Source organism: Vibrio sp. VB16 (assembly GCF_015594925.2).
In the GTDB taxonomy this organism is placed as follows: domain Bacteria; phylum Pseudomonadota; class Gammaproteobacteria; order Enterobacterales; family Vibrionaceae; genus Vibrio.
In genome coordinates, this window is the sequence record NZ_CP087591.1 from 1,457,639 (window position 1) to 1,481,202 (window position 23,564).

General features: G+C 42.1%; 19 protein-coding genes. 11 read left to right on the forward strand and 8 right to left on the reverse strand.

The annotated features are described in order from the left end of the window. Positions 1 to 142: 142 nt before the first annotated feature. Positions 143 to 1,402 carry a tagatose-bisphosphate aldolase subunit GatZ gene (gene gatZ, locus IUZ65_RS22935; RefSeq protein WP_195706316.1) on the forward strand — a complete coding sequence of 420 codons (1,260 nt, stop codon included), beginning with the start codon at positions 143 to 145 and terminating at the stop codon, positions 1,400 to 1,402. Between the two features lie 67 nt (positions 1,403 to 1,469). Here the strand turns inward: gatZ and xylB are convergent, their stop codons facing one another. Next, complete coding sequence (gene xylB / locus IUZ65_RS22940; protein WP_195706317.1) at positions 1,470 to 2,969, reverse strand: xylulokinase; 1,500 nt, start codon at positions 2,967 to 2,969, stop codon at positions 1,470 to 1,472. 196 nt (positions 2,970 to 3,165) lie between these two features. On the opposite strand from xylB, the gene IUZ65_RS22945 reads away from it, so the two are divergent. The 8 genes from IUZ65_RS22945 to IUZ65_RS22980 all read left to right on the forward strand — a co-directional run bounded on the left by IUZ65_RS22945 (position 3,166) and on the right by IUZ65_RS22980 (position 12,073). Next, positions 3,166 to 4,224, forward strand: coding sequence for an alcohol dehydrogenase catalytic domain-containing protein (locus tag IUZ65_RS22945; protein WP_229638292.1), 1,059 nt, complete (start codon positions 3,166 to 3,168; stop codon positions 4,222 to 4,224). Beyond that, positions 4,224 to 5,081, forward strand: coding sequence for a tagatose-bisphosphate aldolase subunit GatY (gatY, locus tag IUZ65_RS22950; protein WP_195706318.1), 858 nt, complete (start codon positions 4,224 to 4,226; stop codon positions 5,079 to 5,081). Before IUZ65_RS22945 ends, gatY begins: the two co-directional genes overlap by 1 nt. Positions 5,082 to 5,122: 41 nt before the next feature. Further along, positions 5,123 to 5,545 carry an L-fucose mutarotase gene (gene fucU / locus IUZ65_RS22955; protein WP_195706319.1) on the forward strand — a complete coding sequence of 141 codons (423 nt, stop codon included), beginning with the start codon at positions 5,123 to 5,125 and terminating at the stop codon, positions 5,543 to 5,545. 28 nt (positions 5,546 to 5,573) lie between these two features. Then, positions 5,574 to 7,097, forward strand: coding sequence for a sugar ABC transporter ATP-binding protein (locus IUZ65_RS22960; RefSeq protein ID WP_195706320.1), 1,524 nt, complete (start codon positions 5,574 to 5,576; stop codon positions 7,095 to 7,097). Next, complete coding sequence (locus tag IUZ65_RS22965; RefSeq protein ID WP_229638293.1) at positions 7,098 to 9,089, forward strand: substrate-binding domain-containing protein; 1,992 nt, start codon at positions 7,098 to 7,100, stop codon at positions 9,087 to 9,089. Between the two features lie 76 nt (positions 9,090 to 9,165). Continuing rightward, complete coding sequence (locus tag IUZ65_RS22970) at positions 9,166 to 10,191, forward strand: aldo/keto reductase (RefSeq protein WP_229638294.1); 1,026 nt, start codon at positions 9,166 to 9,168, stop codon at positions 10,189 to 10,191. Between the two features lie 104 nt (positions 10,192 to 10,295). Further along, positions 10,296 to 11,087 (forward strand): DeoR/GlpR family DNA-binding transcription regulator, encoded by a 792-nt coding sequence (locus IUZ65_RS22975; protein WP_195706321.1) that lies wholly within the window; start codon positions 10,296 to 10,298, stop codon positions 11,085 to 11,087. Positions 11,088 to 11,296: 209 nt separating this feature from the next. Beyond that, entirely contained in the window at positions 11,297 to 12,073 is a 777-nt protein-coding gene (locus IUZ65_RS22980; protein ID WP_195706322.1) for a DeoR/GlpR family DNA-binding transcription regulator, read from the forward strand. Between the two features lie 78 nt (positions 12,074 to 12,151). Here IUZ65_RS22980 and IUZ65_RS22985 read toward each other — a convergent pair whose 3' ends face one another. After that, positions 12,152 to 13,102 carry an endonuclease/exonuclease/phosphatase family protein gene (locus tag IUZ65_RS22985; RefSeq protein ID WP_331275675.1) on the reverse strand — a complete coding sequence of 317 codons (951 nt, stop codon included), beginning with the start codon at positions 13,100 to 13,102 and terminating at the stop codon, positions 12,152 to 12,154. 285 nt (positions 13,103 to 13,387) lie between these two features. Here IUZ65_RS22985 and nrdD point away from each other — a divergent pair, with 285 nt between their 5' ends. Further along, positions 13,388 to 15,508 carry an anaerobic ribonucleoside-triphosphate reductase gene (gene nrdD / locus IUZ65_RS22990; protein WP_195706324.1) on the forward strand — a complete coding sequence of 707 codons (2,121 nt, stop codon included), beginning with the start codon at positions 13,388 to 13,390 and terminating at the stop codon, positions 15,506 to 15,508. 45 nt (positions 15,509 to 15,553) lie between these two features. Beyond that, positions 15,554 to 16,024, forward strand: coding sequence for an anaerobic ribonucleoside-triphosphate reductase-activating protein (gene nrdG, locus IUZ65_RS22995; RefSeq protein WP_195706325.1), 471 nt, complete (start codon positions 15,554 to 15,556; stop codon positions 16,022 to 16,024). A 268-nt stretch (positions 16,025 to 16,292) separates the two neighbouring features. On the opposite strand, the gene IUZ65_RS23000 is transcribed toward nrdG, so the two are convergent. The 6 genes from IUZ65_RS23000 to IUZ65_RS23025 form a co-directional block, all read right to left on the reverse strand. Next, positions 16,293 to 17,252, reverse strand: coding sequence for an alpha/beta hydrolase (locus tag IUZ65_RS23000; RefSeq protein WP_195706326.1), 960 nt, complete (start codon positions 17,250 to 17,252; stop codon positions 16,293 to 16,295). 46 nt (positions 17,253 to 17,298) lie between these two features. Beyond that, complete coding sequence (locus tag IUZ65_RS23005; RefSeq protein ID WP_195706327.1) at positions 17,299 to 18,474, reverse strand: MFS transporter; 1,176 nt, start codon at positions 18,472 to 18,474, stop codon at positions 17,299 to 17,301. A gap of 222 nt (positions 18,475 to 18,696) precedes the next feature. Next, positions 18,697 to 19,899, reverse strand: coding sequence for an enoyl-ACP reductase FabV (fabV, locus tag IUZ65_RS23010; protein ID WP_195706328.1), 1,203 nt, complete (start codon positions 19,897 to 19,899; stop codon positions 18,697 to 18,699). Between the two features lie 26 nt (positions 19,900 to 19,925). Beyond that, on the reverse strand, positions 19,926 to 20,345 hold the full coding sequence (locus IUZ65_RS23015) for a MaoC family dehydratase (RefSeq protein ID WP_195706329.1): 420 nt from the start codon (positions 20,343 to 20,345) through the stop codon (positions 19,926 to 19,928). Between the two features lie 148 nt (positions 20,346 to 20,493). After that, on the reverse strand, positions 20,494 to 22,062 hold the full coding sequence (locus tag IUZ65_RS23020; protein ID WP_195706330.1) for an acyl CoA:acetate/3-ketoacid CoA transferase: 1,569 nt from the start codon (positions 22,060 to 22,062) through the stop codon (positions 20,494 to 20,496). 369 nt (positions 22,063 to 22,431) lie between these two features. Then, entirely contained in the window at positions 22,432 to 23,343 is a 912-nt protein-coding gene (locus IUZ65_RS23025; RefSeq protein ID WP_195706331.1) for a LysR family transcriptional regulator, read from the reverse strand. Between the last annotated feature and the right edge of the window lie 221 nt (positions 23,344 to 23,564).

Sequence of the window (23,564 nt, forward strand, 5' to 3'; positions counted from 1 at the left end):
TGTTTTAATTTGTTTCGAAATGTGTTTATACGTCCAATTTTTCATTTTAAGTCAAAAATATCGTTAATTTCTAATTCTTTTATTTACTTTCGTTTGATTGCGATCAAAAATAAAGGAAGGATTACGAAATGAGGGTTCGGAAATGAAAAGTATTGTAGCTAAACATAAAAATGGTGAACACATAGGGATATATTCCGTCTGTTCGGCTCACCCGTTAGTAATAGAGGCGACGCTAAGATATGAACTTAATACTGATAACAAAGTGTTAATTGAAGCGACGTCTAATCAGGTCAATCAGTTTGGTGGCTACACGGGTATGAAACCAGCAGATTTCTACAAATTTGTAAACGAGATTGCGAAACAAGTTGGTTTCGATCAGGACCGAATAATACTAGGTGGCGATCACCTTGGCCCTAACTGCTGGCAGAAAGAACCAGCTGCAGAGGCAATGGAAAAATCGAAAGTACTAATCAGAGACTACGTAAAAGCTGGATTTACTAAGATTCATTTAGATGCATCCATGTCTTGTTCTGATGATCCGGTTCCTTTGGACCCCGTCGTTGTCGCTCAACGAGCGGCGATTCTATGTGAGGTGGCAGAACAAGCCGCAAGTGATGAACTTAAAGGGCGTTTAACCTACGTTATCGGTACAGAAGTCCCTGTTCCTGGTGGCGAAAAAGAAGCCATTAATTCTGTGCATGTTACTACGGTAAAAGATGCAGAAAATACGGTAACAACGCATGTGGAAGCCTTCAAAGCTAGAGGGATAGAACAGGCGCTATCGAGGGTCGTTGGTATTGTTGTTCAACCTGGAGTTGAGTTCGACCATTCGAGTGTTATTCATTACAAGCCTGAAGAAGCGAAAGATTTATCAACGTATATCGAAAGCACAGATTTCGTATACGAAGCCCATTCGACGGATTATCAAACAAAAGAAGCATTTAGAGAGCTAGTGAGAGACCATTACGCCATCTTGAAAGTGGGTCCAGCCGTGACATTTGCGCTTAGAGAAGCGGTGTTTGCTTTGGCTGATATTGAAGAAGAATTAGTGGCTTCAGAAGCGAAGAGCCATATTAAAGATGTGATTCACGAAGTGCTATTAGATGACCAAACTTATTGGAAAAACTATTATAGTGAAACACACTCTAAAGCAATGGTTGATTTAAACTATAGCCTTTCAGACAGGGTACGATATTACTGGACTAATCCTAGAATAACTCGCGCAATGGATAGCCTAATTACCAATTTAGAAACGTTAGAAATACCACTTGGTATGTTAAGCCAGTACCTTCCTGAGCAGTATAAAAAAGTAGTAGCAAGTGAACTCGACTCTAATCCAAAATCACTGATGATGAGCAAGATTCAGGGTGTTCTGGATGATTACTCTTACGGGTGTAATTGATTCTAACTCTGTTAATACGTGAATAATAAAAACCCCCGTCAAACTCTGATTGACGGGGGTTTTGGTTTTATAGGAATTGGCTAACGTAAGCGTCTACCTGTTTGTGGTATTCACTATACAGCTCTCGGTAGTACTCATGCTGTGCTTGGTTAGGAGTCGCCATCATACCCGGCGCTAGAGTGACACTGTCACGTGCGATGTCCTCTATGGTCGTTCTGATACCACTCTCATGACAAAAAGCCCATTTAGCTTGCATCGCAGCTCCTAGAGCACCCGCTTCACTGGCTGCTGGAACGTTAACAATTAGTCCCGTAACATCTGCGATTATCTGCCGCCATGTTTGGCTATTCGAACCTCCACCAATGAGAGAAACGGAATCAAATCTTAGGCCTGCATCCGACAATACCTCAACCCCTTTGGCGAGATTATAGGTTACGCCCTCTACGGCCGCTCTAAGCAGGTTTTGTTGGGTTAGATTATCACCGGTCAAACCAAAGATTGCTCCCTTAGCCTTGGGAACATTAGGTAACCTAGCACCGGACAAATAAGGCATGACAGCGATGCCTTGTGACCCCGGTGATACAGAGGCTATCATTTGTTCGAAGGTTGAAATGTCAGTCTTTAGCAGATCTCTAAACGCGGTTGTGGCGCTTGTCACATTCATGGTACTGGCAAGAGGTAAATAGCCATTTGTTGAAGAACAAAAGGCATTGAGATCAGGGTAATCGACACTCTCAATCTGTTGCTTTGTGTGCGAATAGACGGTACCTGAAGTTCCTAAGCTCATGGTTAAAAGTCCCGTACCAACATTACCGGTTCCTATGGCTGCCATCATATTATCGCCACCACCACTGGAAACGATAACGTTTGGAGAAAGGCCAAGCTCTGCTGCTAGTGAGGTTCTTATCGTACCGTGCGCTGCTTGAGAAGGGATAAGCTCGGGCAATCGACATCCATCAGGTAGGCCTATCATATCGACAACCTGCTTGCTCCATGTTTTGCTGTTTGTATCTAGCAAACCAGAACCCGATGCATCTCCTGCTTCTGTCACGTAGTTACCCGTGAACCAATAGTTGATGTAATCGTGAGGTAACATAATCTTAGCTATTCTTTCGAAGTCTTGTGGTTTTTCGTTTTTTGTCCATAACAACTTCGCAATAGTAAATGCGACCGGGACGTTGATACCGATGGTTTCTGCAAAGTTAATCTTGTTTGATGATACAAATTGATTAAGCAAATCAGTTGGTTCAGTATCACACCATAGCTTGGCAGGGCGAATAACTTGGTCTTTATTATCTAAGATAACCAACCCGTGTTGTTGCCCTGACACACCAATAGCTTCAATGGATTTACGATCTACACGTCGGTTGTTTTCACCCGTATTTTCGAAGGCTTTATCCATTGCAACAACGAGCGAATCAAGCCACCAGTCTACTTGTTGTTCCTTTCTTCCATTGTCATTACTGATAAGGGGATAGGTTTCATATCCTACGCCTAAGAGTTCGCTCCTACCATCCCATATCGCTACTTTTATTCCTTGAGTTCCACAATCTATACCGATATACACCTTTTGACTCCTTGCGAATTGTTTTTAAAAGAAAGCACACGAAAAGTGTGATCGATGATTTAAAATCGAAAACTTCCGTTGGTTATCGAAAGCTTTCGTTATTATACTTGAAAACAGATAGATTAATACGAAGAAAACATTCGAAAGAATATATTTGTCCGCGGTTTCGAAAGTTTCCGTGACGGGAGTAGCAAAAATGGAACAAAAAATGTTGGAGGTAATTGTTGAAAGCAATGAAAGCCTTGCAATACAAGAATCAGACATACCGAAAGTGAGAGAAGGGTGTGTTCTCGTTAAAGTTAAATATTCAGGGTTATGCGGTTCTGATATCCCAAGGGTTTTTCATCACGGAGCACATTTTTATCCAATCACTTTGGGTCACGAGTTTTCAGGTCAAGCAGTGGAAGTCGCTGAAGACGTAGAAAGCATCCACGTAGGAGACAATATAGTCTGTGCACCGCTAGTACCTTGTTTTAAATGTGCTCGATGCAAAAACGGTGAGTATTCACTGTGTAAAGATTATAGCTTTGTCGGTTCAAGAATGCCGGGCGGTAATGCAGAGTATGTTGTCGTCCCAGAAAAAAGTTGTTTTCGACTACCTAAGACAATTTCGCTACAACAAGGGGCGTTTTTCGAACCGGTAACGGTAGGTATTCACCCTATATTGATGGCTGGTGGTTGTAAGGGCAAAAATGTTGTTGTGATCGGTGTCGGGACAATAGGGTTGTTAGCGCTTCAAACTGCTAAAGCGTTGGGGGCAAAAAGTGTCACCGCTATCGATATCAACCCAAGCAAACTGGACAAAGCCAAGTTATTGGGCGCCGATGTTTGCGTCAACTCGATTCAGACAGAATCAATCGAAGCATTCCAATCCATGACTGAATTGCATGAAAATCAACTGATTCTCGAAACAGCCGGCACGCCGATTACTGTTAAGTTGGCAACACAGATAGCAGGACCCCGAGCCGCTATCGCGCTAATTGGTACTTTGCATAAAGATCTGCACATGACTTACAAAGAATTCGAAGTCATTTTGCGCAAAGAGCTGACCATTTTTGGTAGTTGGATGAACTACTCTGCGCCGTATCCCGGTAAAGAGTGGCAGGTTGCGGCGGACCTATTTGAACAGAATTTGATAAACACGGATTTGCTTACTGAAGGTGTATACAAACCGAAAGCCTTCATAGACGAAGTAACTAAATTAAATGGGCTTCCATCGGAAGGAAAAATATTACTAAGCTGGGAAGATGCGTAATGAAAAACTTAATAAACAGTAATTACTTATTAAAAGATGCACAGAAAAATGGTTACGCAATACCAGCATTTAATGTGCATAACCTAGAAACTGTACACGTCGTTTTGGATACATGTAAGAAGCTTGAATCACCAGTAATTATCGCTGGTACGCCTGGTACCTATAGCTATGGTGGCATCCAAGAGATGATAAGTATCGTTGATTCAGCGGCACGCGTTAGAGACATGCAAGTGGTTCTTCACCTCGATCATCATCATGATTTAGATGATATGGAATTCAAAGTTCGCAGTGGTATCCGCTCGGCAATGATCGACGGCAGCGCATTATCTCTCGATCAAAATATAGAGTTAACGTCAAAAGCGGTAAAACTTTGTCACCGCTTTGGCTGTAGCGTGGAAGCGGAAATTGGTCAATTGGTAGGCCAAGAAGATGACATGATTATCGAAGTTGCCAACGACCCATATACGATTCCAGAAGATGCGTTGCGACTCGTTCGAGCAACCAATATCGATTCACTAGCCATTGCTATTGGTACTGCTCATGGTCTTTATAAAGAAAAGCCTAAGTTAGATTTCGCACGATTAGAAAAAATCGCGGCTTTGATTGATATTCCTTTGGTGCTTCACGGTGCATCGGGTGTGCCAGATGAAGATGTCAGTCGCTGCATTGATATGGGTATCTGTAAAGTAAACGTCGCAACAGAGCTGAAAATAGCTTATGCGGATGCGCTAAAACAAGTATTCATGGAAAACCCAGCCGTGAATGATCCGCGTGAGTATAACGTTAAAGCGAAGCAGGCCATGGCGGACGTCATAGAGCAAAAAATTAGAGTCTGTAGAAGTAGCGGAAGAATTTAGTCCAATTTAGTTAAAAGATCCGGAAGTAATAAGGCAATAAGATGTTAAAAAATATTAGTCCCTTGATATCACCTGACTTATTGAGAGAGTTATGCAAGATGGGCCACGGAGATGAAATCGTCATTAGCGATGCTCATTTCCCTGCCTACAGCTGTAATGACTTGATATTCAGAGCCGATGGAATAGAAGTCTCCCAGTTATTGGAAGCGATTGTTCCCCTGTTTGAGCTTGATCAATATGTTGATGACAAAGTGGTAATGATGGCACCTGTCAAAGGTGATCGATTACCAGATGGTTTAGTTGAAGAGTATGCGGACGCTCTTCCTGAAGGAACAGAGATTACCTTCATCGATAGATTTGCATTCTATGATAGAGCGCAAACCGCTACTTGTGTCGTAGTAACTGGTACTACTAGAAAATACGGCAACATAATCCTCAAAAAAGGGGTTACTCCCTTAACTTAAGCATTATTGAAATGCACGGAGGCTATGTATGACAAACACATTATTATCAATGCGCAACATTTCAAAAGCTTTCACAGGTGTTCAAGCACTAAGCAACGTCGATTTTGATCTACGTAAAGGCGAAGTGCATGCACTTATGGGGGAAAATGGTGCAGGCAAATCAACGTTAATGAAGGTACTTATCGGCGTTCATGAAGCGGATGAAGGCACCATTGAATACAAAGGAGAAAAGCGCACATTTTCTTCGGTATTAGAAGCTCAGAAAAACGGAATAAGCATGATCTTCCAAGAGCTTAACCTAATACCTCACCTAACGGTGGCAGAAAATATTTTCTTTGCTCGTGAACCTTTGACGAGAGGCATCGTTAACCATAAAAAAATGGAAAAAGATGCGGCGAAATTATTAGAGATCTTTGAAATAGGGGTCAACCCTACCGATGTCGTTAATACCTTGTCTGTTGCGAAACAGCAAATGGTCGAGATTGCAAAGGCACTTTCGTTTGATGTTGAAGTGCTGATTATGGATGAACCAACATCGGCGTTGACTGAAAAAGAGATCGAAAAACTTTTTGAGTTGGTAGAAAAGCTTAAGTCACAAGGTGTGTGTATCGTTTATATCTCGCATCGAATGGACGAACTTAAACGTATCTGTGACCACATCACCATCTTCCGTGACGGCATGTACGTATCTGATCATGTGTTAAGTGACATTAGCATGGACGATATTATTTCCAAGATGGTTGGACGGTCTTTAGATAAGAAATTCCCGAAAAGAACCTCTGTTCCACAAGAAGACATGATCATGTCGGTGATAAACGCAGAACGAAACGGCGTATTTAAACCACTGAACTTTGATCTTCGAAAGGGAGAGATTCTGGGTTTCACTGGCTTGGTTGGGGCGAAACGCACCGAACTTGCTCGTTCTATATTTGGCGCTGATCCGTTAGACGATGGTGAGATTTATATTCACGGCCAACAGGTTTCTATTAAGTCTCCTGCGGATTCGATAAAAGCGGGTATTGCTTATCTTTCTGAAGACCGAAAGTTAAACGGTGTTGCAGTCAAAATGACCATTCGTGAAAACATTACCATGGCATCCATGGATAAAGTGTGCAACGACTATGGTGTCATATCGACTAGCGAAGAATGTGTAGCGTCAAAAACATTCATCGACAAAATGGAGATAAAAACCCCCACTGTAGAGCAGCTTGTAAATAATCTGAGCGGTGGCAATCAACAGAAGGTGGTAATCGGTAAGTGGTTGTTTAGAGAAGCTAAAGTAATGATATTCGATGAACCAACCCGTGGCATCGATGTAGGGGCAAAATACGCAATCTACGAATTGCTTGATGCACTTGCCGCCGATGGAGTAGGCGTCATTATGATCTCGTCAGAACTGCCAGAAGTAATGGGTATGTCCGACCGCGTTATCGTAATGAAGGAAGGGGAAATGACAGGAATGTTAGAAACCTCAAAAACGGACCAAGAAGAAATCATGCACTATGCGACGGGCGTTAAACATATGTTCGCTCATGAATATGAGGAAGCTTAAATGACTGAAAAACAAAAACTGATGCTGCAAAAATTAGCAGCATTTGGAGGCTTGATTGCTCTGCTTATCGCCTTCACCGCAACGAACGAATATTTTTTAACTATCAATAACTTGATGACTATTGGATTGCAAACGTCAACGATCGCCTTTATGGGTATCGGTGTAACGTGTGTCATTCTAACTGGGGGAATAGATCTTAGTATTGGGTCGGTGGTTGCGCTTGCTGGCGTAGCGGCTGGTATGGCGGTAAATGCGGGCATGCCTGTTTCGTTAGGGCTTGTATTTGGCGTATTTATCGGTGGATTGTGTGGTTTAACCAACGGTTTTTTTGTTACCTTTTTGAAGATACCACCTTTCATTGCAACATTGGGCATGATGATGATTGCCCGTGGTCTGGCGTTATATATCACCAACGCTGCACCCGTATCCGGTATGCCAGAATCGTTCTCTTACCTCGGTAACGGAGCACTATTTAGAGTCGTTGAAATCGGTGCAAATGGTTTCCCTATCGTTAAGTTCCCGGGTATTCCTTATCCAGTTATTTTGATGTTAGTTATTGCGGCCATGTTTACATTTGCATTAACCAAGCTACGTGTTGGTCGCTACCTATACGCAATCGGTTCAAATGAAGAAGCAGCTCGTCTTTCTGGTATCAAGACAGAGAGAGTCAAGATTTATGCCTACACGGCTTGCGGAGCATTAGCAGGACTTGCAGGTGTAGTACTCGCATCTCGATTAGTAACAGCACAACCGAATGGTGGTGTTGCTTACGAGTTGGATGCAATCGCAAGCGCCGTGGTAGGTGGAACATCACTAATGGGAGGGGTAGGTACGATACCAGGAACTCTGATTGGTGCATTTATCATGGGCGTGCTCCGTAATGGTTTGAATATGAATGGTGTTTCTTTCTTCGTTCAACAAATCATTATCGGTAGCGTAATAATAATGACGGTGGCATTTGATCAGCTTCGTCAAAACCCGGTTAAAAAACCAAAATCTGTACCTACAAAGAAAAATGCGCCTAACAAGGAGGGCGGTACTATGAAAAAACTCGCAATGGTAGCAATGATTGGACTTACTACAATGTTCAGCATGCCGGATGCATTTGCTAAATCTAACGAAATAGCAGTTATCGTGAAGACATCTAATTCTAACTTCTGGCAAAATGTTCGTGGTGGAGCTGAAGATGCTGAAAAAGAGTTAGGCCAATATAAAATCACGTTCCAGGGACCAGAAGCAGAAACAAACGTAGCAGAGCAAGTTAATATGGTCGATAACGCGATTAACCGTGGCGTGTCAGGCATCGTATTAGCACCTTCTGATCCAAACGCCTTGGTTCCTTCCGTTAAGAAAGCGTGGGAAGCAGGAATTCCAGTTGTATTAATTGACTCTAGTTTAGAAAATGACAAGTATTATCAAGCATTCTTAGCAACAGATAACCGTACAGCTGGTGCACTTGCTGCTAAAAAGCTGATAGCTGACCTAAAGGCATCAGGTAAAAAAGTAACGAAAGTTGCCATGATGTCATTTACTCCAGGTGCAGGTTCAGCGATTGAGCGTGACGGTGGATTCATGGATGAAGTGAAGAAAGCAGGCGCGGAAATTATCGGTCCTTTCTATTCACAAGCAGACATGGTTACTGCACTCAACCAAACTATCGACGTATTAGCGTCAAATAAAGATCTCGTTGCTATCTTTGGTTCGAATGAACCAACTGCAGTTGGTATGGGCCGTGCACTTAAGCAACAAGGTTTCGCTGGTAAAGTTGTTGCGGTTGGTTTTGACGGAAACTCTGACCTTCAATCGTTCGTAAAAGATGGCACTTTAAACGGTATCGTTGTGCAATCTTCTTACGCGATGGGTTATGAAGGTGTTCAAACAGTAAACAAAATCCTTAAAGGTGAAAAAGTTGAGAAGTTCATCGATACAGGTGTTGTTTACGTAACTAAGCAAAACATCGACACTAAAGAAGCTAAGTCAGTACTTTACTAATAACAAGTATCATTAGAATACAAGGTGCCCCTCACCTCCTAATTTTGAGGGGCCACCTTTTCAAAAGGAATTAAACATGTCTCAATTCAAAATATCAAATAACGCAGTCGCGCAATCATCCATTCCAACGAAGGTACTAGCGAATGGAATTAAGATGCCAGCTATCGGTATGGGTACATTTGGTTCAGATAGATTTACCGCAGAAGAAGTTTCAAATGCAGTCTTAGGTGCGGCTTCTATTGGTTTTCGCTTTTTTGACTGTGCATCGGTGTATGGAAACGAAAAACTGATTGGTGATGTGTTCCAGCAGATGATGAATGGTGGCATACCAAGAGAAGAACTGTTCATCGACTCTAAGGTTTGGAATGACCAACATGATGACGTTATTGCAGCGTGTAAACAGTCATTAGAAGATCTTCAATTAGACTATCTTGATCTCTACCTGGTGCATTGGCCTTTCTCAAATTATCATGCGCCTGGTTGCGACGGTGATTCTCGTAGCCCTGATTCAACACCGTTTATCCAAGAAAAATTCATGAATACATGGAGACAGATGGAACAACTTGTCGACATGGGTTTAGTTAAGAGTATCGGTACGTCAAACATGACACAGGCAAAAATGGAGCTTCTTTTGAGAGATGCTCGTATTAAGCCAGTTGTTAACGAATTTGAATGCCACCCACACTTCCAGCAACAAGGTTTGTACGATTATTTAGTGGCTAACGACGTATTACCCGTTGGTTTCTGTCCAATTGGTTCTCCTACACGCCCGGACAGAGACAAAACCGATAACGATACAGTAGACATTGAAGACCCGGTCATTGTTGCAGCAGCGAAACGTTTAGGGGTTCATCCTGCGGTCATATGCATCAAGTGGGCTGCTCAACGTGGCCACGTGCCTATTCCTTTCTCTGTACGTGAGAATGAATATCACACGAATCTGAAATGCATCACCGAGAATCCGTTAACCGATGAAGAGATGGATGCTATTTCTAAAAACGACAAAAACTGTCGCTTAATCAAAGGCCAAGTATTCTTGTGGGAAACAGCAAAAGGCTGGGAAGACCTTTGGGATATAGACGGCAAGATAGCAACTGAGTAGCGATAAATAATACAGGCGTGCCTTTTACGTAATATAGACAGAATAGAGCAATAAAGAAAATCGTAAAAGGCAGCCACTTTATCGACAGACAAGAGGTACAATTAATGAACGTGCTAGAAAGACAAGAAAGCATATTAGAACTTCTTGTTGCGAAAGGTCGAGTAGACGTTAAAAACCTTGTTGAACTGTTTCATACGTCAGAGGTGACGATACGCGCGGATCTTAGAAGGCTTGAAAAAGAAAATAAACTAAAGCGTTTTCATGGTGGTGCACAATCCCTTACGACGTTGCCCAACGTAATAAATCGCAGCCCCAAAGTATTAGAGAATGAAACCAAACTCGAAAATCGTTATGACCTGAATGCTTTGGCTAAACAAAGAATTGCTGAAAAGGCGGCTTCTTACGTATCGTCAGGCAATTCGATCATTATCGATAGTGGCAGTACCACGCACTTAGTTGCTAAGCAACTCGCCAAAAAAGGTGAGATAATTGCGATAACCAATAATCTCGCAGTCGCGGAAGAATTTTCAGAGGCGCCTGATACTACCCTGGTTATTTGTGGTGGTACTTATCGACATAAAACGAAGTCATTGCATGGTGCGAAAACCGAGCAGTGCTTAGAGGGCGTTTCTGCCGACATACTGTTTATTGGTGCCGATGGCATTGTACCAGATAAGGGGATAACGACCTTCAATGAAGGCTATACCATTAGTGCAGTGATGGCTTCATGTGCAAACGTTATTATTGCGGTCGTTGATTCAAGCAAGATGGGAAGAGTGGGGTTTAACCACGTATTGGATATAGAACTCATCGATATATTAGTGACAGACACCAATATTAATCAACAGTATTTAGATGGATTTAGAGAGAAAGGTATCGAAGTAGTCACTGTTTAATATTAAAATCCTTTGTTATCCATTGTTTTATTTGAAGTTTATGCGTTAGTCTAAACGAATCATACTTGATAACCCGGTCGAATTTCTCGATCCGGGCTTTTTTTGTTATCCATCAAAAAGTCTATTTTTCTTTACCTATTATCCATTTGTGCAATAATTCCGCTCGGACACAATCAAAATCAAACGAAAGACGTGCGCGAGGAAACCAAATGAATGTGCTAGAAAGGCATGAACGAATTCTAGAACTTCTTAAAGAGAATGGACGAGTAGAAGTAAAAAACTTAGTCGAGTTATTTGATACCTCCGAAGTGACTGTACGAGCTGACTTACGAAAACTGGAAAAAAACAACAAACTCAAACGCTTTCATGGCGGTGCGCAGTCTTTGCAATCTCTTCCTAACAGCATCGAAAATGAACGCGAAATCAAACTAGAAAGACGCTACAAAATCAATGCCAGCGCAAAAGAGAGAATTGCGATAACCGCTGCAAAGTACGTGGAAGCGGGCAATTCTGTCATTTTAGACAGCGGCAGCACTACGCATATCGTGGCTGAACACATCGCTGAAAAGGGTGAAATTATTGCGATTACCAATAATCTGCCAGCCGCGAGCGCATTGGCAGAAGCGCCAAATACAACCTTAGTAATATGTGGGGGGACGTATAGAGTAAAAACAAAGTCTCTGCATGGAACCAAAGCAGAGCAGTGTCTCGATGGCGTTTCAGCCGATATACTGTTTATTGGAGCCGATGGTATTGACCCTGAAAAAGGCATTACAACCTTTAATGATGGTTATACCATTAGTGCGGTAATGGCTTCCTGCGCAAAAAAAATAATTGCCGTTGTTGATTCTACAAAAATGGGGCGAGTGGGTTTTAACTCGGTGCTTGGTAACGACAAAATAGATATCCTTATTACTGACTGCGACTGTTCGGATGAATATGTTGAAGGTTTTAGAGCGCAAGGCATTGAAGTTGTTATTGCTTGATGCATTCTAAACAGACGCGCAGGTAGTCATAAACCTGCCTCTTGGCAGCGCTACATAGCGCTGCTTTTTTTTGCCTCATTATCTCGCGAGGGAAACCGAAATAGGACAATGGTCACTTAGCTGGTAACTTAAAACCTGTTGCTTGGTATACACGTTTTGTTTGGCTTGTCTGGTGGCTAAATCTGAACTTATTACGATGTGGTCGATGAGATTTTTATATTTATAGGTTCTATTTGGGTTTCGTTTTGAACGAACAACACAGTGTGCTTCGGTTCTTCGACTGGTTAAAATAACGTGGTTTTGAATTGTCTGGGTTAAATCTTGGTAAAACCAATCATTAGGAAAGGCGAGGGCGTGATTAAAATCGCCAGCTATAATAAAACTTTCTTTGTTATGTACTCGCTCTCGAAGCCAATAGTTCAGTTCAACCGCTTGCTGTTTCAAGATCAAACACGACGATGAATTTCGATAGCTACCGCTACACCCTGCCTTTAAATGTACAGATAGCAGATGAATTTTAGGCGAGATCTCTTCTGTCGTGGGGTTCGTTTTTTTATTAATGATAGCGGCGATGTTATCGATAATAATATAGGTAGCAAATCTCAATTTGCTACCGGGTGTTTTATCCAATCTTATGTCATGTGGATCTTGTACATTAATGCCATGTTTAACAGCAATACCAGTGTACTGGTTGATATCGTCAAATTGATAGTTTCGAAATGGCTTTTGAACACGGTCGGAAAGATAAACACGGTAACCACGGCCAACAACGTTCAGGATAGCCTCATTTGAATCGACTTCTTGAAAGAATAAAATAGAAGGCGATAACTGACGAAAATGAATTGCTAACATTTTGATATCTTTTGACGTACGATTTTTTGACAACGTGCTTACTTTTCCGCGATGACTCAACCACTCAAAATTCCAACTTGTGATTAACTTTGAATCGGCGAAAGCAAATTCTGTGGATAAAGTGCACGCAACAAAAAGTGAGCCAAAAACCCACTTTGTAATTAGTAATTTTATCATTATCTTTGTTGACTCCTTGCCAACGCTTATGTCATCAGGGTATCAAAAATTTCAACCCCAAAAAGCGCATTTTTGTGTGAAATTTCTGTTTCTTTACGCAATGAGATCTTCTCCAGAAAGATCGAGTGATCTTGGTGTTCACTTCGTTTTTATTGATCTGGATCAAGACTTAAGGTTGGCGGTTTTCGTTAAATACGTACACAATATGTAGTGTGAATTTTAAATGTTAATACCCTATATGGTGTTTTGTTGATAATCTGTGGATATCTAGGGTAAGGAGAAAAAGTGAAAACAGTCGTCATTAAAAGAGATGGTTCTCGTGCCCCTTTTACAAGGGATCGCATTGTCACCGCTGTCGAAAGTGCATCAACCTTTATAGACAGTGATGTTACTGCCTATGCAGAGAAAGTGGCAGAGGCTGTTGAGCGTAAACTCCTTGAACATGACGAAGTTGATATCCAAGAGATACAGACGTTAGTCGAAAACGAAATGATGCAAGGCCCGTACAAAGGTATGGCGCGTTCTTATATTGAATACCGACATGATCGTGACATGTCGCGTGATAAAAAAAGCGCATTAACGAAAGAAATTCAAGGTTTGATTGAGCAAAGCAATGCCGACCTATTAAACGAGAATGCCAATAAAGATGGCAAGGTAATCCCGACTCAACGTGATTTGTTAGCTGGTATCGTCGCAAAACATTATGCAAAAACTCATATTTTACCTCGCGACGTTGTAAAAGCTCACGATGATGGTGATATACACTATCATGACCTCGATTATGCTCCGTTTTTCCCAATGTTCAACTGTATGCTGATTGATCTTAAAGGCATGCTTACCCGCGGTTTTAAGATGGGTAATGCCGAGATTGATACACCGAAATCAATATCAACAGCAACAGCAGTCACGGCGCAAATTATTGCACAGGTTGCTTCTCATATTTATGGCGGTACAACCATAAACGCTATTGATGAGATCTTAGAACCATACGTCTTAACAAGCTACGATAAGCATATGGAAGTGGCTAAAGAGTGGGATATTCATAACCCTGAAGAGTTTGCGATATCGCGGACAGAGAAAGAGTGTTACGACGCATTTCAATCTTTAGAGTATGAAGTGAACACATTGCATACGGCCAATGGACAGACGCCATTTGTGACCTTTGGTTTCGGTCTAGGAACAAGCTGGGCAGCAAAGTTAATTCAAGCATCGATCTTGAAGAATCGTATTGCAGGTCTGGGTAAAAATCGCAAAACAGCGGTCTTTCCAAAATTAGTCTTCGGTATCAAAGATGGCTTGAATCACAAACCTTCCGATCCTAATTATGATATCAAAGAACTGGCGTTAGAGTGCGCTACCAAGCGTATGTACCCGGATATCTTGAACTACGATAAAGTGGTCGAAATTACAGGCTCTTTTAAGACCCCAATGGGATGTCGCAGCTTCCTGAATCCATATGAGCAAAACGGTGAGTTGGTTCATGATGGCCGTAACAACCTAGGTGTCGTTAGCTTGAATCTACCAAGAATTGCAATTCAATCAGGTGGGGACGAAACGACGTTTTATGCACTGCTAGAAGAGAAACTTAAGTTAGCACGAAAGGCGTTAGATACGCGTATCAATCGCTTAGAAAAAGTGAAGGCGAAGGTTGCTCCTATTCTATATATGGAAGGCGCTTGTGGCGTTCGTTTGAATCCTGATGATGCCGTTGCTGAGATATTCAAAAACGGGCGCGCCTCGATTTCTCTGGGTTATATCGGTATTCATGAAACGATTAATGCGTTGTATAAGAGCAAAGAACACGTTTATGATAATCCGACCTTGAATGCTAAAGCGATTCAACTCGTTCGTAAAATGAAAGCGGCAGTAGATGCATGGAAAGAAGAAACAGGGTATGCATTTAGCTTGTATGCAACGCCGAGTGAAAATCTATGTAACCGTTTCTGCAGTCTTGATGCTAAAGAGTTTGGTGTAATCGAAGGGGTTACAGACAAAGGATATTATACAAACAGCTTTCATCTTGATGTAGAAAAGAAAGTTAATCCGTATGACAAAATCGATTTTGAGATGCCTTATCCGGAGCTGTCTTCTGGTGGTTTCATTTGTTACGGCGAATTCCCTAACATGCAACAAAACGTAGAAGCGTTAGAGAATGTCTGGGATTATAGCTATAGCCGAGTACCATATTATGGTACCAATACGCCCATTGATGAGTGTTATGAATGTGGCTATACCGGTGAGTTTGATTGCACCAGTAAAGGCTTTACCTGCCCTAAATGTGGAAACCACGATTCAACTAAAGTGTCCGTGACACGACGAGTATGTGGCTACTTGGGTAGCCCGGATGCACGTCCGTTTAATTTAGGTAAACAAGAAGAAGTTAAGCGTCGAGTTAAACACCTATAAATCCTTCAATTAGCCTTCCCTTCGTTGGGAAGGTTTGTGGTTGCTATGAATTATTCTCAATATTATCCGATAGATGTCGTTAATGGCCCCGGCACCCGTGCTAGCTTATTTGTTTCGGGCTGTAATCACCAATGTAAGGGCTGCTATAACCAGGCGACTTGGTCACCCAATTCAGGGTATCTGTTCACACAAGAGTTAGAAGATCAGATAATCGCGGACTTGAACGATCTACGAATTAAGCGACGCGGACTCTCACTATCAGGAGGTGACCCACTACATCCAGATAATGTAGATTCTGTTCTTAAACTGGTAAAAAGAGTCAAGTCTGAGTGCCCCGGCAAAGATATTTGGCTCTGGTCTGGGTTTGAAATTGCTGAGCTTAATCGAAAACAAAAGGATATTGTTGACTTGGTTGATGCGTTAATAGACGGTAAGTTCGAACAAGATCTGTACGATCCTGAGCTGTTGTGGCGGGGATCGAGCAATCAAATTATTCATCGATTTAAAGTAGAGTGAATTTATAATCCCTCTAAGCTCATACGACAGATTTCAGACATAGATTTTCATGAGTGCCTCTATCATCAAATAACCCTTAACGCCTTGTTTACTCTATGTTATTTTACCATTTTCTTAGAGGTTCTGACCTGTTGTGTTAATAATTAAACGCATAGAAAAGCCAGCAGGAAGTCCCTACTGGCGCTAATATAAGACCGTTAACGTATTGTTGGCCGAGGGAAGTTAAACCGATCGATTAGCCAATGTGCCTAGTGTGTTGATGTGAACGCTACCCAATATGAGTCTTTGGTGTTTGGTGTAAAAAATCTGCAATTGATCGGTAAACGGATTCACATTCTTCAGGAACCAAATCTTCCATATTGATAAAGGTATGGATCATGTCGCTAAAGTGAATATGCTCAGCGTGCACGCCCGAATTCAGAACCTTTTGCACATATTGTGTACCTTCGTCTCTCAGTGGGCAAAACTCAACGGTGAATACTAATGTTGCCGGTAAACCGTGAGTAAATTCACCATAAAGAGGAGAGGCCTTTACTCGATCATCATGCTGATTGAAATAGCGATCAAAATACCAAGCGATTTTGCTTTTTTGTAATAAATATCCTTCCGCGTTTTGCTCCATTGATTGAGTGTTCATGGTGTAATCAAGGCTTGGGTAGAGCATCACTTGCTTATCGATATGCACTTGGTCGTCAAATTGTGCTTTCGCCGTGATACTTGCAACGATAGCGCCACCACCAGAATCACCAACTAACGCTAGAACGGGTAGGTGTTGAATTTCAGCCGCATCTAGTGTGTCATAAATGTTCTTAACGACAGTATAAACGTCATTGAGTCCAGCAGGGTAACGACACTCTGGTGCAAGTCGATATTCCACCGATACCACTATGTGTTGAGTAGCATTTGCCAGCTTTCGGCAGATTGGATCATAAACGGTAACAGAACCGGACATATGACCACCCCCATGGCAATAAATAATAACCGGCAATGCTGTTTCTGGATCTGGATTATAGACACGTACTGGTACATCGTACTCGTCGTTTATTACTATCTCATCGGTAATACGCGTCACTTCTTGGATATCAGTGACAAGTCCTTTGGTTAGGTTCGCTAACCCTTCACGGGCATTTATCGGGCTTGGTTTAAAGCCACTTTTAAGCAGGGCTGGTACCGTGACATTATTTAAATTATTGAGCCAAGGTTTTAATTTTGGGCTTACTTCACGCATAGTGAACGACTCCAATGAAGGGGCGGTATTTCCGCCCTCAATTAAATTACATTACTTTTTTGTTGGTTTCTTTCAGGAACAAGCTAGATAAGAAAATGGTACTCGACATGCCGACTGCGATAAATGCAGCGATTAGTGGGTTGCCCATCGTATCAGCAATACTAGTGGCAATAGTCATGTAGATCATTTCAAGTATATAAGCAGAAGACCAGAAGATACCCGCGGCAACCGCAACGCGAGCAGGGAATGTATTTGGCTGTTCTTGAATCATGGTGACCAATGAACTCATTGGTGAGAACATACAAACCCCACATAGTAAGCCTGCAATCATCGCTATACTCGGAATACTAGTTAATACTGCGGTTGCAGCAAAGAAAGTGATACCGAGACCAAACCAACGCAAAGCTTGAACGCGTTGAGGGATAAACTTAGGGACAACGAACATTCCGATAGCCGTACCAATCATACCGCCAGAAATCATGATAGAGCTGAGATATTTAGATTCGATAGCAAAGCCAGGGATGTTAGGAAATAGCGTAAATACTGAGATATAACAAAACAAAAGGCCAGAGTAGCCAACAGCGATAGTCCAATTGAATTTCTCTTTTAGACCCTCTTTCATTGTGTATCCGCGAGCAACAGTACCATCGTCTTTTTTAGTTATATCGAAATCAACACCGACAAATAACCACAACATCATAGCCATCGCACTTAAACCCGCCATCGTTAACATGGCGGCTTGCCAATCACCAGCGAACGTCATTAAAGCGCCAACCCCTAAGATTGCAATTAAGTTACCGGTATTGAAGGCATCGGCATTTAGCGCGTTAGCGATCATGCGGCTCTTAGCGTCTTTGAAGGTATGCATTACGATTGGTGCTGTTACTACCAACAAAAGCGCACCACCAAAGCCAAGTACTAAACGTGAGAATAAGAACATATTGTAGTTCAACGCAAACGCACCGATACCACCAAGCACGACAAGACCAGAAGCGACAGTAAAGGTTTTTTTAGGTCCAAGTTTGGCGAGGAACCAAGCCGCGAAAAGGTTACCCACAATTTTAGAGATGGCAATCATATTAGTCGCCATCGCAATCATGGTTAAACCTCCGGTCTCGAAAGTCTTCATAATCTCGGGGCTCATAATGCTCGAACCTGCCCATGCAAATGCGAACAGAACGTAAGTAAGGAACAGAAGCGCCTCGATAAAATATTTTCTCATGTGAATCACCTTATTGGGTAGCAGTAGAGACTCTCTGGCCTCTGAAATAATGACGAATAAACGGCTATTACCAGTCTTGTCCCTTCGTGTACTGCGTCGTGCTATTATCTCGTGCGCTGGTTTAAAGGCAGAAGCTAAATCGCAGTATCAATGTTGAGAATTGTGACCGTCGGTGTTCGCGGCGACAATACTGGTATGTTTCCATTGAATTTATGGTTGCACTTAGGGTTTCAGCTGACATAGCGTGTCAAAATCGACGTTAGCTTGGTAATCAACGTTTGGTAAACTGAATCCATTTAGTTGCATAAAATCCGTTTTGTAACCTTTGTAGTCACCTACGGTAGTAAAATTGTCTGGTGTGATTTGTTCGATCAATTTATCGACTTGCTGTTGAATCCTATTATCAAGTTCCCAATCATCAATACGGATTAAACGCTGTTCATCGACAGGAATGGTCAGTGAGTGACCATAGACGCGTTGAGAGAAGAGCCTCTGCATTTGCTCAATGCAGCCTTCGTGCACGCCATTTTTTTTCATTACTTTATACAGGGCAAGTATGTAGGGAGAGAATGCGGGGATATAAACACTGGCTTTTGTGACCAATGCTTTACAAACAGAAACATGAGCTGATCCACCAATATCATCAAGACGACGGTTTATGTCATCCGCAGTTGCATGTAAATGCATCTTGGCTTTACCGAGCGTACCTTGGTGGTAAATTGGATAAGTACTTTTTGCGCCGATATAAGAATAAGCGAGCGTTTTACATCCGTCACCAAGAACGCAGGCATCAGAAAGGATAGATATCCAGCTTGCCCAGTCCTCTCCACCCATGACTTTTTCAGTGGCGAGAATTTCTTCTTCAGTTGCACTGCCGACCGTCATTTGCTCCATCGTATCGGTTTCAATATTGATTGTTGTTCCAGTAATAGGAACACCAATAGTCTTGATTGATGAGCGCCAAAGTTCACCCGTTTCAGGGTTCGGTCTTACACCTGTCGCTAGGCTGTAGACCACGAGATCAACCGAGCCACCAAATTCTGTTTTGATATAGTCAATAACCTGTTTACGAGTGGTATCTGAAAAAGCATCACCAACGAAATTCTTAGCTATTAATCCTTCTTTTTCAGCGGCTTCACGGAAGAAAATGTTGTTGTACCATCCTGCAGAACCAACGCCTTTTTTACTTGGTCCTCGTTCGAAAGATACGCCAATTGTGTCGGCCGCTGAACCACCAAAAGCAAGTGAGATACGAGAAGCCAAACCAAAACCCGAAGAAGCCCCAAGTATGAGAACCTTTTTCGCACCGTTGATGATTGGCTTTTCGTTTTGGACGTATTCGATCTGATTTAAAATGGCTTGCTTACAACCCTCTGGGTGCGCATTACGAGCGACGACCCCTTTAACTATTGGTTCAATAATCATTGCTTACTCCAAAAAATAGAACTGAATTAATCTGCTTTAGGTGGCATGACGGTTGCGATGCCTTCGATCACGACTTTGTTGTGCTGGTTGATGCTGCGAGTTCTGAGTTTTACGATGTTTTTGTCCATTCGAATTTCAGCGACTTCAACTTCTGCGCGAATGGTGTCGCCAATATAAACGGGCGCGGTAAAGCGCATATCCTGTCCGAGATAGATCGTTCCTGGCCCAGGCAACTGCATACCTAACACAGCTGATGTGAGTCCAGACACTAAAATTCCGTGAGCAACTCGCTGGCCAAAAACGCTGCTCTGCCCAGCCAACTCGCTGACGTGTACAGGATTGATGTCTCCGCTAATACCACAAAATTGTAGGATGTCTGATTCACAAATCGTTTTTTCAAATGACGCGGTTTGACCAATAACTAGTTGGTGTATTGTATAACTCATAGTACTTACTCATTAAAAATAAAATTATTTATATGCTGTTAAATCAAAAGGTAAGCACCTATTAAGTCATGGAACCCTACCACTAAGCTCAGGTCATGAACTGAGGAGGATAGGGTATGAACCTCCGATAGGCGCTATCGATAGCTGACTATTCAATGGGTTTCGAACTGAGGGTTAATCCCATCGGCTTATCGATGAATATACGTTCATCCATTAACGTTAACTCTGGGCTAATGATGGGTATAAACTCCATCTGATCTAAGATGTCGCGTTGAAGTTCGATACCCGGCGCAATTTCAATCAACTCAAGCCCATCGGCAACTAAACGAAATACGGCTCGCTCCGTGATATACAACACCGGTTTGTGATTTTTTCTGGCGATAGTGGCCGAAAATGTGATTTGACCGACCTGTTTGATGAGCTTTTTGATCTGTCCATCCTTGATAATGCGAAGTTCGCCATTTCCGGTTTCGACCTGTTGTTTTCCAGCGGTGAAGGTTCCGCAAAAAAAGACCTGTTTGGCATTTTGTGTGATATTGATAAAGCCCCCGCAGCCTGCGATTGTAGGGCCAAATTTAGACACATTTAGGTCGCCATTTTTGTCGCATTCAGCAAGGCCAAGAAATGCTTGATCAATGCCACCACCATCATAGAAGTCAAACATTTGATCTTGAGTAATGACAGCTTCTGGATAAGCCGAAGCTCCAAAGCTCAAGCCTCCCGCAGGCGTACCACCAATTGCACCGGGTTCAACTGTCGCGATCACTTGATCCGTGATGCCCTCTTCATCGGTGATACTCGCTATTACTTCAGGCGCTCCGATACCGTAGTTTAAAATCGCACCTCGTTTTAATTCCATTGCGGCGCGGCGAGCGATTATTTTTTTAGCATCTAATTGGCGTGGATCGGATTTAGCTATCTGCCCATTTCCTGCAATGCAGTAGGCCGGGTTCATCTGTTCGGCAAATGTCTGCATGTGGTCTTCACCTTCAGCGATGACAACCGCGTTAACAAAAATACCGGGAATACGAACACTTTGAGGTGCCAATTCACCTACTTTGACCACCTTTTTTACCTGTACAATCACCGTACCACCCATGTTAGTGACCAGTTGAGCAGCAGCTAAGTTTTCTAAGAACAAACACTCGTCTTCCATTGTTATATTGCCATTTTCATCCGCAGTAGTACCGCGTAAAAGGGCGACATTGGCGTCAATTCTTTTGTAGAAAAGATACTCGTCTTCATCAATGGTCATTACGGAGACACGTTCAGTTTTAGTGACTGAATTAATTTTTCCTCCACCTAGTCTAGGATCGACAAACGTACCTAATCCGACATGGGAAATCGTGCCCGGTTTTCCTGCTGCAGAGTCGCGTAATAATTGGGCGATGACTCCCTGAGGAAAGTTGTAGCCCTGAATCTGTTCATCATTGGCTAATTTTTGCAGACGAGGGATTAATCCCCAATGACCACCCAGTGCCATACTTACCATTCCGGGATGGGAAAGGTGATTCGTTGCCTTAGTTTTGCCATCACCTTGACCGGCAGTGAAATACAGTTCCAAATTGTTGGGGTGACCCGAAGTTAAGAAACGTTCGCCAATAGCATGTTCAATGGCTTCAGGAACGACGGCCCCAATGAACCCTCCTAAAATGACTCTATCGTTATCTTTAACTAGAGTGGCTGCTTGAGTGGCGGTGAGTATGTCAACATTCATAATATCGTCCTTCAGAACGGGTTACTTTGAAAAATAACCGCTCATCAGTAAAGTAAGTTCGAGGTAATAGGTGAAGTTTATAAGCTTGATATTGATGAGGAAATAGGTGTTTATCGGAAAGATAATTGCAACAATGGGATAATAAAAAAACCAATTATGGGGGGTATGATCAATAAGATTTTAGGATTAGTAAATCTTAAAAGACGATGTTTAATTGCGGAGCGCAGATCGCGGGGATTACGTTTTTGATTACGATAAAAATGAATGATTTGCTAGTGCAAATAGGTAATGATGAAAAGGAAAGAGTGCAAAATATATTGCCAATTAGACGGAAACGAAAATCGCAGGTTCTGAACCGTGTATTGGGGATTACACGGATTCTTCACTAATTTCTTTCACCCGTTTGAGCAAAAAATCTTTGAAATTGACGCACCTTGTTGGCATCTGTTTTCTTGGCCTGAAATAGAGGTTGAACTCAAACTGACTATTGCTATAGTCGTTAAGAATTGGAACAAGACTTCCATCTTCAAGCTCTTTTTTAATCAAATTGATTGGCAGATGCGCAATGCCTCCACCGGTCAAAGCCACCGTTTTTAAAAACTCACTGTCTTCAACTTCAACTGTCTGAGCAATATCTACGGTAGTAAATTCACCGTCTCGTTCGAAAACCCACTTATTTCCACCAACGAGCGTTGAGGCATATAAACAATTGTGCTTTTTAAGATCTTCAGGGGTTTCTGGGCGCGAGAAACGTTCAATATAAAGTGGAGAGCAACACGTCTTCAATGGATACTTTAGCAATGAACGTTTGACTAATAGGCTGTCTTTCTCCAAATATCCTTGATACGTCGCGTTGGCTCTGATTGAGAAATCGACCTCATCAATATGGTCTACATCGTAAGCGGTTTCAAAGATACGAAAAGAGACATAAGGATATTCTCCTAAGTATTCGCCAATAATTTGGCTGAGGAAATTTTTAGCAAAAAGAGGTGTACTAGCAATTCTAATTACACCACGGTCATCGTTACCTAGGTTTTGTATCTCCGTCAAAATGTCATCAATTTCAATATTCACATGACAAAAACGTTCAAATAGCCGTTCACCAACCTGTGTTGGTACCACTTTGCGAGTAGAACGCTTAAGTAAACTTACGCCCATATTCTCTTCTAATTCAATGATCCAACGACTACCTGCTGACGCTGAAATACCATATTGCTTCGCAGCTTCGCTAAATGAACCTGTGCGAACAACGTGTAAGAAATAGACAATTTTATCAAGCATAAGTGTTTCACTATGAGAAGAAAATTAGGTGTTACGATGCAACATCGCGGAATTTTTCAGCAGTCTATCCTTGATATTCTGACTTTTAAAGAATTTTAGTTGGAAAGGTGTCAATAGCGTATTGCTCGTCACATTATCCCTTATAAGCATGGCCTATTCGTTATTTATCCCTTATTTGCAATAGTGTTTTGATTCTTTGAGGCTAATCATTGAGTAGAACA